At 30.8% G+C, this 13,755-nt stretch carries 11 protein-coding genes; 7 read left to right on the forward strand and 4 right to left on the reverse strand.

The window, feature by feature from the left end; translation table 11 throughout:
• Positions 1–29: 29 nt before the first annotated feature.
• The 5 genes from hsdR (at position 30) to CAMP5118_RS03975 (ending at position 7,937) form a co-directional block, all read left to right on the forward strand.
• Entirely contained in the window at positions 30–2,342 is a 2,313-nt protein-coding gene (gene hsdR / locus CAMP5118_RS03955) for an EcoAI/FtnUII family type I restriction enzme subunit R (RefSeq protein WP_337216663.1), read from the forward strand.
• Positions 2,332–4,065 (forward strand): AAA family ATPase, encoded by a 1,734-nt coding sequence (locus CAMP5118_RS03960; protein WP_337216664.1) that lies wholly within the window; start codon positions 2,332–2,334, stop codon positions 4,063–4,065. Before hsdR ends, CAMP5118_RS03960 begins: the two co-directional genes overlap by 11 nt.
• Positions 4,065–5,252, forward strand: a complete 1,188-nt coding sequence (locus CAMP5118_RS03965; RefSeq protein ID WP_337216665.1) for a restriction endonuclease subunit S — start codon at positions 4,065–4,067, stop codon at positions 5,250–5,252. Before CAMP5118_RS03960 ends, CAMP5118_RS03965 begins: the two co-directional genes overlap by 1 nt.
• A 120-nt stretch (positions 5,253–5,372) precedes the next feature.
• Positions 5,373–6,443 (forward strand): Fic family protein, encoded by a 1,071-nt coding sequence (locus tag CAMP5118_RS03970; RefSeq protein ID WP_337216666.1) that lies wholly within the window; start codon positions 5,373–5,375, stop codon positions 6,441–6,443.
• On the forward strand, positions 6,444–7,937 hold the full coding sequence (locus CAMP5118_RS03975) for a class I SAM-dependent DNA methyltransferase (RefSeq protein WP_337216667.1): 1,494 nt from the start codon (positions 6,444–6,446) through the stop codon (positions 7,935–7,937).
• Here CAMP5118_RS03975 and CAMP5118_RS03980 read toward each other — a convergent pair.
• From CAMP5118_RS03980 to CAMP5118_RS03995, 4 genes are read right to left on the reverse strand one after another with little or no spacing between them, the layout of a single operon-like run.
• Positions 7,934–9,115: a molybdopterin molybdotransferase MoeA gene (locus CAMP5118_RS03980; protein WP_337216668.1), complete on the reverse strand. Its 1,182-nt coding sequence runs from the start codon at positions 9,113–9,115 to the stop codon at positions 7,934–7,936. The two genes, CAMP5118_RS03975 and CAMP5118_RS03980, sit on opposite strands and share 4 nt — an antisense overlap.
• 1 nt (position 9,116) lies before the next feature.
• Entirely contained in the window at positions 9,117–9,563 is a 447-nt protein-coding gene (locus CAMP5118_RS03985) for a molybdopterin synthase catalytic subunit (RefSeq protein WP_337216669.1), read from the reverse strand.
• 3 nt (positions 9,564–9,566) lie between these two features.
• On the reverse strand, positions 9,567–9,788 hold the full coding sequence (locus CAMP5118_RS03990) for a molybdopterin synthase, small subunit (RefSeq protein WP_039668054.1): 222 nt from the start codon (positions 9,786–9,788) through the stop codon (positions 9,567–9,569).
• Between the two features lie 9 nt (positions 9,789–9,797).
• Positions 9,798–11,342: a multicopper oxidase family protein gene (locus tag CAMP5118_RS03995; RefSeq protein WP_337216670.1), complete on the reverse strand. Its 1,545-nt coding sequence runs from the start codon at positions 11,340–11,342 to the stop codon at positions 9,798–9,800.
• Positions 11,343–11,474: 132 nt separating this feature from the next.
• Between CAMP5118_RS03995 and nspC the strand changes: the two genes are divergently transcribed.
• Positions 11,475–12,638: a carboxynorspermidine decarboxylase gene (nspC, locus tag CAMP5118_RS04000; protein ID WP_337216671.1), complete on the forward strand. Its 1,164-nt coding sequence runs from the start codon at positions 11,475–11,477 to the stop codon at positions 12,636–12,638.
• 136 nt (positions 12,639–12,774) lie between these two features.
• On the forward strand, positions 12,775–13,704 hold the full coding sequence (locus CAMP5118_RS04005; protein WP_263663798.1) for a formate dehydrogenase subunit gamma: 930 nt from the start codon (positions 12,775–12,777) through the stop codon (positions 13,702–13,704).
• The last annotated feature ends 51 nt before the right edge of the window (positions 13,705–13,755 follow it).

The raw sequence follows: 13,755 nt of genomic DNA on the forward strand, positions 1-13,755 counted from the left end.
TATTTAAATTTTTTACCCATAAGGAAGCCATGGAACTTAAGCATTTTTCAGAAGATGATACCAGAGTTAAACTCATAGATGTAAAACTTCACGCTAGCTCTTGGAGTGAAGAAAATATCATAAGAAATTATTATTTTACTGATGGACGTAAGCTTATAGGAAATAAAAGAGGCGAAAGAAAATTTGCAGATTATTTGTTGAAATTTCAAAACAATAATCTTGCTATCATAGAAGCTAAAAAACAGAGCAAAGATCCTTTAGATGGCTTATCTCAAGGCATAGAATATGCCAAAATTTTAAACGTAGCATTTGTATACAGCACTAATGGCGATAAAATTTATGAATACAACCTAAAAACTTCAAGCGGTGGGTACATAGAAAAATTTCCAACCCCAAGTGAGCTTTTTGCTAGGATTTATGGAAATTTAAAAGAATGGCAACACAAGCTTTTATCACAGCGAGAATTATACATACCTCAAAAAGAATTAAGATATTATCAAAAGATTGCAGTTGATAAAGTCATAGAAGCTTTGATCAATGGTAAAAATAGAATTTTACTCACTCTTGCTACGGGTACAGGTAAAACCACCATAGCTTTTGCTTTGTGTTATCGTTTGCTTGAAGCTAGGTGGAATAAAACAAATCAAGACAAAAAACCTAAGATATTATTTTTATGTGATAGAGTGAGTTTAAGAGATCAAGCTTTAGGAGAGTTTAATCCTATAGAGGGCGATTGCGTGGCAGTGAGTGCGCAAGAGTTGAGAAAAAACAATGGCAGAGTGCCTACAAGTGCAAATGTGTTTTTTGGAATTTATCAAAGTCTAGCTTCAAATTCAAAAGAACAAGAAAATGCTAATGAAGAACAAGAAAGCAAATTCTACTTACAATACCCCAAAGACTTTTTTGATCTTATCATCATCGATGAATGTCACAGAGGTGGAGCGAATGAAGAAGGTAGCTGGGCAGGGGTGCTAGAGTATTTTTCATCGGCTACGCATTTAGGGCTTACTGCTACGCCTAAAAAAAGCGATAATGTAGATACTTATAGGTATTTTGGTGAGAGTATATATGAGTATAGTCTTAAAGATGGCATAGAAGATGGCTTTTTAACTCCTTATAAAGTTAAGCGTGTTACGACTACGCTTAGTGAAGGCTATGTGTATAACCCTGATGATATCATAGAAGGTGAGTTAGAAAAAGGCTTTTATAAGATCAATGAATTTGAAAGAAATATTCACTTACCTCAATACAACGATTTTCTAGCTAAAGAAATTTTAAAGCTCATCAACCCTATGGATAAAACCATCATCTTTTGTGTTAACCAAGCCCACGCAAGCGAAGTAAAAAGAGCCATTGATAAATTTAAAAGTGTAAAAAGAGATGACTACTGCGTGAGGGTTACAAGTGATGAGGGTAAAATAGGGCTTGAGTACTTAAAGCAGTTTCAAGATAATGACAAAAGCTACCCTGTGATACTCACTAGTTCTAAAATGCTAACCACAGGAGTAGATGCTAGAAATGTCCGTAACATAGTGCTTTTGGCAAATATAGGTTCTATCATAGAATTTAAACAAATCATCGGAAGAGGCACTAGGGTGTATGAGGGAAAAGACTTTTTTACTATACTAGATTTTACCGGAGTAACAAGACTTTTTTATGATCCTAAATGGGATGGCGAGCAGATCAAAGATGAAGAAAAAACCGAGGTAAAAACTATACAAAACAAAAGAGAGCAAAGCAACCCTAAAGAAACAACCAAGCAAAAAGAAGTCACTGTGCATTTAAAAGGCACAAAACTAAAAGTGCTTGATATAACGACAAGCTATATAGGAGATAACGACAAGCCGCTTAGCACAAAAGAATTTTTGGAATTTTTAGTAGGAAAGCTAGCAGAATTTTATAACGATGAGACAAGGTTACGCGAGATTTGGAGTAACCAAGCAAGTAGAAAAGAATTTTTACAAAAACTTGAAAAAGACCGCATAAGCGAGCAGGTTTTGGAAGAATTGAAAGTGATTTTTGAGCAAAAAGACTGCGATGTGTATGATGTGCTAGCACACTTAAGCTTTAACAGCGAGATCAAAACACGCCATGAGCGCGTGCTAAATGTAAAAAATAGTACATTTTTAAAACGCTTCCAAAAAGAAAAAGCCTTAAAGCTTGTGGAATTTTTACTAGATAGGTATCAAGAGTATGGCATAAAAGACTTTGATAGTGGGTTAAAAACACTTATAGATCTTAGCTCTTTAGGTAGTGTAAAAGAGCTAGTGAGTGAATTTGAAGGTATGGAGGATTTAAAACAATGCATTGATGATTTACAAAGGGAGATTTATGCAGGATAAAAGAATAGAAATAGGTGAGTATAAAGGTATAGTTTCGCAGCATATAGATTTGGAAAATAGTGCAAATATTTTACTAGTTGGTGAAAATGGTTGTGGGAAGTCAAGAATTCTAGAATCTATTTTTGAAAAATATATACAAGATGACAATTTTAATGTGATTTGTTTTTCTTCTGGACAAAATGAAAAATTTACTGAAATTTTTAAAAAACATAAAAAAGAAAAGATGCGAAATAAAAAGAACCACGATAATAATCGAAAAGTTGTTCATTCTTTTTATTTTGATAAAAATTGGATAATTTTACTAGTATTTTTTTCCATCTCTACAAAGCAAGACTCTTTGGTAAAAAGTTTTTTAATGGAAAAAAATATAAATATTGAGAATATAAGTTTATATTTTAAATTCAGAATTCTATCTGATTATATTCGAAGACTTGAAATTGAATTAATGCAAGAAGCAAAAGGCGTTGTAAAAAGAATTATAAGAGATACTATAGATTATAAAATACTAGAGAAGATAGCCGAAAAAAAATTTGATCAACATTACTATGAAGATTTCAATAGTGAACCTTATCCTATAATAAAGCGAGGCATAAATTTTTCCATAAATCAAGCTAATGAAATTTTTGGCAAAGATAGCTCTGAAATTTTTACTTTTTTAAGTAATGCAACTCAAAATGATAGAAATATTGATATAAACACAGTAACACTTACTTTAGATAACGACCTTAAATTTGATGATTTAAGTGATGGCGAGTATCAGCTTTTAGCTATTTATGCTATTTTAGATATTTTCGATAAAGAAAATACTCTTTTTTTATTTGATGAGGTTGATTCGCATATACATTATAAAAATATTGAAAAATTATGGAGTCGATTGGAAGACATTAAAGGTTATTGTATATCTACATCGCATATTACAGAAAGTATTGTGAGAAAAAATATAGAAGATATTTATTTGGTTGACAATGGAAAATTACAAAGTAAAGATATTTTTAATGAATTATGCAAAAGGCTAGATAATTTCACATCAAATAAAATGTATCAATATCAAATAGCATCAAAATGTGAAAATATTGTTTTGATAGATGATTTGAATGATTGGGAGATTTTTAAAATGTTATGTGAAATTAAAATTGATAATATAGAAGATTTGAAAATATTAAATCAAATACAACCTTTTAAGTGTTCTTCTGGATACAGTAGAAATACTGATACTATTGGAAATAAAAAACTTGAATGGTGTGAGGATTATATTAAAACATTAGATAACAAACATTTTAAAAGTAAAAATATTTTTATAATATGTGATAAGGATAATTATATATTAAGTTCAATAGATAACGAATTAAAACCATCTGGCTCAAAATCACTCCTAAAAAGTCTTAATGATTATGCAAATTGTTTTTATTTGAGAGTCTGGAAAAGAAGAGAAATAGAAAATTATTTACTCTCATATACTATGCTAGAAAAATACAATGTTTTAAATTTGATAAATAATGATAATCTAGCTAAAAACGATCATATAAAAAAAGATGATAACTTGGATAATATTAATTCTTTAAAAGAATTAGATTGCAAGAATATTATTCAAAGATTGTATAGTGATGATAATGGAGATGATATAAACAAAATGAGACAGGTTATTTTTAGCATTCCAAAAGAAGAAATTTCAGAAGATATAGTAACGATGTTTAATTTTTTGAAAAGCAAGGTAAAAAAATAATGATAAAATTGCCACAGGGTTGGGAATGGAAAAGCTTAGGTGAAATTTGTGGAGTAGTTATGGGACAATCTCCAAGTGGAAATTGTATTTTTAATAAAGATAAAAATAAAGATTTAATTGAATTTCATCAAGGAAAAATAGCTTTTTCGGATAAATATATAAAGAAATCTGATTTTGTTACCTCGGACACCAGAAAAATTGCAAAAAAGAATTCGGTTGTATTGTCTGTGAGAGCACCTGTTGGTGAAGTGAATATTGCTTTTGAAGATATAGCGATAGGACGTGGATTGTGTTCTTTAAATGGAATTAAGGCAAATAATGAATTTTTATTTTTTTATTTATTAACTTTAAAAAAATATTTTAATGATAATTCAACTGGTTCTACTTTTAAAGCTATTAATGTTAAAACAATTAAAGAAACTAAAATTCCCTTGCCACCTTTACAAGAGCAAGAAAGGATAGTGGGGATTTTAGATGAGAGTTTTGCAAAGATAGATGAGAGTATAAAAATTTTAGAGCAAGATTTACTAAATTTAGATGAGTTAATGCAAAGTGCCTTACAAAAAGCTTTTAACCCTTTAAAGGATAATACTAAGGAAAACTACAAACTCCCACAAGGTTGGGAATGGAAAAGCTTAGGTGAAATTTGTGAAGTGATTATGGGACAATCTCCAAGTGGAAATTGTATTTTTAATAAAGATAAAAATAAAGATTTAATTGAATTTCATCAAGGAAAAATAGCTTTTTCTGATAAATATATAAAAAAATCTGATTTTGTTACTTCGGACATCAGAAAAATTGCAAAAAAGAATTCAGTTGTATTATGCGTTAGGGCGCCTGTCGGTGAAGTGAATATTGCTTCTGAAGATATAGCAGTAGGACGTGGATTGTGTTCTTTAAATGGCGTTAAGATAAATAATGAATTTTTGTTTTTTTATTTGCTAACTTTAAAAAAATATTTTAACGATAATTCGACAGGTTCTACTTTTAAAGCTATTAATGTTAAAACAATTAAAGAGACTAAAATTCCTTTACCACCTTTACAAGAGCAAGAGCAAATCGCTTCGCATTTAGATGAGCTTTCTTCTCATGTAAAAAATTTAAAGCAAAACTATCAAGCACAGATAAAAAATCTACAAGAGCTTAAAAAGTCCTTGCTAGATAAAGCTTTTCAAGGAAGATTATAAATGTTAAAATTTTTATCAAATTTTAACATAAGGACTAGATATGTTAAAAATTTTTGATTTTTTTAACATATTTTTTTATAATGTTAAAAATTTTAAAAAATTTTAACATATGGAAAAATTATGAAAGAATTCATACCACCAAAACTTCCTTTAGATATAGAATTAAATGCAAATATTTATGGTCTCATCATTAGGGCTTCGAGAAAATTAGCGGAGTTAAATGGATTTAGCAAAAGCATGCCTAATCCAAATATATTAATCAATGCTTTGATCTTGCAAGAAGCTAAAGATTCTAGTGAGATAGAAAATATTATTACCACTCACGATGAGCTTTTTTTATCTCAAATCGATGAAAGTAAACTTACAAGAGCGGCAAAAGAAGTAAAAGACTATGAAAATGCTTTAAAAAAAGGATATGAGCTTTTAAAAAAAGAGCAATTATTAAGAAATGCGCATATTTTAGAAATTCAAAAAAGACTAGAAAGAAATAATGCAGGTTTTAGAAAACAAAGCGGAACTACGCTGATAAACCCTACCATAGGAGAAATCAAACACACACCCCCGCAAAATCCTAGTGACATACAAGAACTTATGGGAAATTTGGAGCGATACATCAACGATGATACTTTAGATGAACTTGATTTTTTGGTAAAAATGGCAATCATTCATTATCAGTTTGAAAGCATACATCCATTTTACGATGGTAATGGTAGAACAGGCAGGATTATCAATATACTTTATTTAGTTTATAAAGGCTTGCTTGATTTGCCTATCTTGTATTTAAGCGCTTATATAGTAAATAACAAAGAAGAGTATTATAATCTTTTACAAAAAGTACGTGATGAAGGTGCAATTTTAGAATGGATAGAATATATACTCAAAGGTGTAGAGCAAACTGCTATAAAAACGATAAAAACCATTACTATAATAGAAAAAATGATGTCTGATGTAGGTGAAATTTTGCAAAATAAAACGAATTTTTACAGCAAAGACTTTGTGGAGCTTTTGTTTTCTCATCCTTATACAAAGATAGACTTTTTGATAAATAAATTAGATATTTCTAGGCAAAGTGCCTCAAAATACCTTAAAATTTGTGAAAATTTAGGGGTGCTAGAGTGCATTAAAATGGGTAGAAATAATTATTATATTAATATAGAACTTTTAAAACTTTTTAGAAAGGGAATTTTTTAAATGCAAGGTAAAATCGATAAAATCACAGATATTCTAAGACGCGATGATGGCATAAGCGGTGCTATGCATTATAGTGAGCAGATTAGTTGGGTGCTTTTTTTGAAATTTTTAGATGATTATGAAGAAGAGTTGAAGTTAGAAGCTGAGTTAGATGAAAAGCCTTATAAGGCTATTTTGCAAGAAAAATTCAGTTGGAGAGCTTGGGCAGCACCTAAAACAAGCGAAGGAAAGCTTGATATAAAAAATGCTTTAAGTGGAAGCGATTTGCTAAGCTTTGTAAATGATGAGCTTTTTCCATACCTAAAAAGTTTTAAAGATAATGAAAATTTCAAAAGCATAGAGTATAAGATAGGCGGAATTTTTGAATTTATAGACAACCGCATAGCTAATGGCCATACTTTAAGAGAAGTTATAAATTTAGTCGATGAGCTAAGTTTTAGCAAAGAAAGTGATGTATTTGCTTTAGGTGAGGTTTATGAGAAGCTTTTAAAAGACATGGGAAGCGATGGGGGAAATAGTGGGGAGTTTTATACCCCAAGACCTTTGGTTAGAGTTATGGTGGAGGTGCTAGACCCTAAAGCAAAAGAGAGAATTTACGATCCTGCATGTGGGAGTTGTGGATTTTTAGTAGAGAGTTTTTTGCATATTCTTTATGAAGATAGGGCAAAAAAGAAAAAAGCAAATTTGAGTGTGGAAGAACTTGAATTTTTACAAAATGATGCCTTGTTCGGTAAAGAAAAAACTCCGCTTAGTTATGCAATGGGCGTGATGAATATGATCTTACATGAGGTTAAGTCCCCAAATATCATCAAAACTAATACTCTAAATAAAAAAATCACAGACATAACTGAAAATGAAAAATACGAAGTGATTTTGGCAAATCCTCCTTTTGGTGGTAAAGAAAAAGATCAAATTCAAAATAACTTTCCTGTAAAATCAAACGCTACCGAGCTTTTGTTCTTGCAGCATATTTTAAAGTCTTTGAAAAACAATGGAAGATGTGCCATAGTAGTGCCTGAAGGGGTGCTTTTTCAAAATTCAAATGCCTTTGTGAGTGTAAAAAAAGACTTGCTAGAAAATTTTAATCTTGAATGTGTTTTAAGCTTGCCAAGTGGGATATTTTTACCTTATAGTGCGGTTAAAACTAATGTGCTTTTTTTCTCTAAAGGGCAAAGAAGCATTTGTGGTGAAAACGATGAAAGTGTATATTACTATGAGCTTGTACCACCTTTTAAATTGACTAAAAACAAACCTTTAGAATACACGCATTTACAAGAATTTTTAAAATGTTATAAAGAAAGAAAAATCACGGCTAATTCTTATTTGGTAAGTAAAAAAGAACTTGAAGAAAGAAATTATGATTTAAGTGCTAAAAACCCAAACGTAAAAGAAGAAAAAACTTTGCGTGAAGTAGAGGAAATTTTAAGCGAGTTAGAGCAAAATCAAAAACAAGCAAAAATGCTTTTTGAAAAAATTCAAAAAGCACTTGTTTAAGGCATTAAAACAATATCCACTAAATCATTTTCTTTTATATCACCATTTGCTATCATAAGTGCAGCTTTGTGGTTAAGGTTGTTGATGATGGCACTTGAGCCTTGTTTTTTGCCTTTTAAATTGGCATAAATTTTTCCATCTTTAAATTCTACATTACAAGCTACAAATTCTAAATGCAAACTTTTTTTCTTATAGTCAGTATTTGCAAATGCTTTAAATACATAGTCTTTTTCTTGTAAAAGCCAAGCATTTAAAAGTTCTCTTACATATAAATTAAACATCACCATAGCCGAGTATGGAAAACCCGGTAGAGCAAAGATGAATTTGTCTTCAAATTTGGCTATTTTGATGTGTTTGCCAGGCTTTACATCGACTTTGTTTATGATGACTTCATACTCTTTAACGGCTTGCTTTAAAAAGTCAAAATCCCCCATGGAAACTCCACCGGTGGTAACTAAAATATCACACGCATTAAGTGCTTGTTTTAAAACACTTGGAGTTTTTTGCATATCATCTTTTAAAAGTGGGAAAATTCTAGCTTCAGCACCAAGTTTTTTTGCCATATTAGCTATGGCTACATGGTTTGATGAGCGAATTTGTGCAGGGTGTTCTAAGCTTTCGCCTAAGTCTTTGATCTCACTTCCACTGCTTAGCACGCCTATGATAGGTTTAGCAAAAACACCAATGTGAAAGTGTCCAAGCTCGGCTAAAAGTGCTATTTCACTATAGCCTAGCTTTGTGCCTTTTGTGAGTAAAATTTCACCTTCGGTGTAGCTCTCACCCACCTTTCTCACAGCAAAGCCTTGTGGAACTTTTTCTTTTATATAAACTACACCTTCTTTAACTTCAACTTTTTCCACAGGCACTAAGGTATCACAACCCTCACTCATTAAAGAGCCTGTAAAGGTTTTAACACATTCTTTATTTTGTATTTTAAAGCTAGGAAAAACTCCCGCAGGTACTTCACCTATGATAGACAAAGGCTCATCTTGCTCACTAAATTTAATTGCATAGCCATCCATAGAAGCAGTGGGAAATTGAGGGTTGTTAGTAGAAGCTTTGATGTCTATGGCTAAAATTCTATCTAAGCATTGTGTTAAAGCGATGTTTTCTATCTTTTCATATGCTTTTATACGTGAATGAAGTATGTCTAAACTTTGACTATAAGAAGTTAGCATTTTAGTCCTTAGCGCTTAAAATTCCTGCTCCTTGAAGTTTCAAAGAGCGTTCTATGGCATAAATTTTTTCACCATTGATGATATCATATTTCCATATAGGTGCACTTGCTTTAAAATCTTCTACAAAATCATTAATTAACTTAAGTCCTAATTTTCTTTGCTTGCTTAAAATCCCAGCAAAATAAGAACTCTCATGCACCTTAACCTCACCAATAGAGTGAGCAAACATCAAGCTTACATTTTCATTTGCAAGTTTTTGGCACCATTTTTCAAACCAAGTTTTTAATAAAGGCTCATATATATCAAAACTCAAAGCCTCAATCTCATCTTCAGCTCTGACTATACCGCAAAATGTGATCAAAGCCCCGCAATTTTTATCTTTAGCATATTCATACCATCTAGCGTAAATGCTAGGAATTTCTAAGGCTCCTTGATGTAATTCAAACATGACTCATCCTCCACAAACCGGCGGAAGTAGGCATATTTTATCCCCATCTTTTAAGGTAGTTTCATCATCAAAAACCATTTCATCATTTAAAGCAACCGCACAAAGCTCAAGCCATTCTTTTAAGCTTTCATCTTGTCTTAAAATTGCTTTTAATTCTTTAAGATTGCTTACATTTAGTTCTAAGCTTTCTTTGTTAATTGGCCCTAGAAATTCAACTTTTACCATTTTTTACCTTTATTCTTTGATTTCTAAAATTCCCATCATTCCAAGATCTTCATGCTCTAAAATATGGCAGTGAAACATTCTAATACCGGTAAATTTTTGACTCATTCTAAGTCTTAATTCTTCTTTAGGTCTTACATTAATCGTATCTTGCAATGCTCTGAATTTTGCTTTTGTTATTTTACCCTTAAATTTAGAAGATATGAGTTCAAATTGTGTTCCATGTATATGGAAAGGATGATCCATATGTGAAGAATTTTTTACTACCCATTCTTCTATCTCATTTAATTTTGAGGTTAAATCTGTTCTATTCATATCAAATGTTTTACCATTGATTAAAAACATAGAGGCAAGGCTTTTTTTGATTTCTTCTTCACTTTTTTTACTAATACCATGCATTTGTATATGATCTTCACTCATAATCACTTCTTTAAAGCTTGTAGCTTCTTTTAAAGGTGGAAATTCGCGTAGTTTTTCAGGTATGTTTTCTAAAGTTTTTTCCACTTTAAGATCAGCTAGTGCGAGTGTGTAAGGTTTTTCTTCAACAAGCATTTTGTCGCGGTTATAGTAGGTGCTTTCAAGTTTAAAATTACCCTTGCTTGCTTGGATTAATACTTCTGCTCTTGAAGCAGGACTTAAAAATAACTCATCTAATTCAATACCTTTTTCTATAAGTCCCCCATCAGTTCCCACTAAAATAAATTTAGCACCTTTAATGCGTAAATTTAAATATCTTGCCGCGCAAAAATTATAAATACGAATTCTTTGAGCTTTGTCAAGTGTTATTTTTGGTTTTAATTGTCCATTGATAAGAACTAAATTTCCTTCTCTACCATTTAGCCAATCAAATAAATTATTATCAGGAATTTGTGCATTTTCATCTAAACGCAAATCGCTAACCACCCAATCTTGTTCTTGTAAATGCGACAATGCATCTTTTTTAGCTTTAACTACAAATACCCCTGCTAAGCCTTTATAAACTTGCTTTGCTGTGGTATAGTGTGGGTGCGGATGATACCAGTAGGTTCCTGCTGAATTTTCTCCAAGTTTAAAGCGATAAATTCTTTCTCTACCAGGCATGATAGGATCATGTGGATTACCATCTTGTTCAGGCGGTATATCAAGTCCATGCCAGTGGATAGTAGTTGGTTCTTTTAAACTATTTTTTACCAAAATTTCTACAGTGTCACCTTCATAAACTTCTATTTTAGGTCCAGGTATAGAGCCATTGTAAGTAAAGCATTTTGTTTTTTTACCTTTAACAAGTTCTATTTGACTTTCTTTGATTTCTATACTTGATCTAAAGAAATTTTTCTTTGTACTTGTATTTTTTAGAAGTTTTAAATTTGCTAATGCTCCTTCGCTAGGAAAGTCTTTTTCATCGAGTAATTTAATGTTTGGATTTTCTAGTTTGATAAAAGAAGTATCGATTTCTTTTGTATCTTTTTGTGTATGTTTTGAGTGCATATTGTGATGAGAATGATCTCCCATTGCATAAGCACTACTAATACTTGCTAAACTTAAAGCATTAAATTTTAAAAATAACCTTCTATCCATTAAATTTTTACTCCTAAATTAATTTTGATTATAACTATTATTTGATTAATGATTGTAAATTATAAAAACAAGATATAATTTTAATATGATTTGCTATACAAGTGGTTTTAAATCAAAAAATTAAGGAAAGATATGCTAATTAAAAATCATTTAGATAAAGACTTTCAAACTCCTGCTTATATTTTAGAAGAAGATAAACTTAGAAAAAATTGTGAGCTTTTGGCTAAAGTGAGCGAGCAAAGTGGAGCAAAAGTTTTACTTGCTCTAAAGGGTTTTGCTTTTTCAGGTGCTATGGATATAGTGGGTGAGTATTTATCAGGCTGTACTTGCAGTGGGCTTTGGGAAGCTAAATTTGCAAAAGAATATATGGATAAAGAAATTCATACTTTTTCACCTGCTTTTAAAGAGGATGAAATAGATGAAATCATCGATCTTTCACATCATATAGTATTTAATTCTTTTAATCAGTTTAAAAAATTTAAAGACAAAGCAAGTAAAAAGTCTCTTGGTTTGCGCTGTAATCCAGAGCTTTCAGTGGCTCCAAAAGAACTTTATAATCCTTGTGGTAGATTTTCAAGATTAGGAATTCGTGCGATTGATTTTGAAAATGAAGATTTAAGTGCTTTAAGTGGGCTTCATTTTCATGCTTTGTGTGAAGAAAGTGCGCATTCTTTAGAGCTTGTGTTAAATGCTTTTGAGGCTAAATTTTCAAAATTTATTAAAAATATGAAATGGATTAATTTTGGTGGGGGTCATCATATCACAAAAGAAGGCTATGATGTGCAAAAACTAATTGATCTTTGTAAAAAATTTAGCGATAAATACGGCGTGCAAGTGTATCTTGAGCCAGGTGAGGCTGTGGGTTGGCAGTGTGGGACTTTAGTTGCAAGTGTGATAGATATAGTAGAAAATGAGAAAAAAATAGCTATTTTAGATACTTCAAGTGAAGCTCATATGCCAGATACTATCATCATGCCTTATACAAGCGAGGTTTTAAATGCTAGAATTTTATCAAGCCGTGATGGGGAAAAATATAGCGAGTTAAAAGAAAATGAATTTGCTTATTTACTTGGTGGTAATACTTGCTTAGCAGGGGATATCATGGGTGAGTATGCTTTTAATCAAGAGTTAAAAGTAGGGCAAAAAATAGTATTTTTAGATCAAATCCATTATTCCATAGTTAAAAACACCACTTTTAATGGAGTAAGACTTCCAAATTTAATGTTCTTGGATAAGAAGGAAAATTTATCTATGGTAAGAGAATTTGGCTATGAAAATTATTCAAAAAGAAACTAAAAATTGAGTTTTTTTGTAGTTTTTTGCAAATTTATGTTTTTTAAATAAAACTTTTTTTAAAATAAAAATGGAAACTGAAAATTAACAAAACTACAACGCTAAGCTTTGGCTAGCGTGTAATGTTTAGGAGTAATTTATGCATAGGGTTATACTAGCTCTTTTAGCCTGTTTTAACTTTCTATTTGCTCAAGAAAATTTTGAAGTTAAAAATACTCAAATTTGGGATGTGCAAAGAGTGATGAATATAGAAAGTTATCAAAATTTTGGTGCTTTGTGGACTAAACTACAAGGTGAATATATTGCAAGTGCTGTTTTGATTATACTTATAGTGGTAATTTCAGCTTTTGCTTTGCATTATATGGTCATAGGTCCAAAGAAATTTTCTCATGATGGTAAGAAAATTTATGCCTTTTCGGTATTTGAAAGATTGTTTCATTTTGTAGCGGCAATTTCTTGGATTATCCTTGTGCCAACCGGTCTTATTATGATTTTTGGATCATATTTTGGTGGTGGATTTTTTGTAAGAATGTGTAAAAACTTACATGGCATTGCTACTATTTTATTTATCATTTCTATCATTCCTATGCTTTTATGTTGGATTAAAAGAATGCTTCCTGCAAGTTATGATTTAAGATGGATGATGATGGTTGGTGGATATTTAAGTAAAGAGAAAAAACCTGTGCCTGCTGGCAAGTTTAATTTTGGTCAAAAATCTTGGTATTATATAGCTGTTTTTGGTGGATTTTTGATGATAATCACCGGTGCGTTTATGTTTTTCCTTGATTTTAATTCTACTTCTTTACAATCTATTTTTGGAATTTCTCATATAGATATTTTAAGAGCTTCAGCTATCATCCATAATATTTTGGGTATTTTATGTGCGGTATTTTTTGCTATTCATATTTATATGGCTGTATTTGCTATTAAAGGAAGTATCCACTCTATGATTAGTGGTTATAAAGAAGAAGAGGAAGTTTATATTTTACATTCTTATTGGTATAAAGAATTAAGCGATAAAAAACAAATCAATCCATCATTTACTTACGATTCTAAAACAAAATTTTAAAATCTCACTTGATTTTTTTAAATTTTCCTTGTTATAATCAAATAAAAATAA

It is taken from the genome of Campylobacter sp. LMG 7929 (assembly GCF_024723595.1).
Lineage (GTDB): Bacteria > Campylobacterota > Campylobacteria > Campylobacterales > Campylobacteraceae > Campylobacter_D.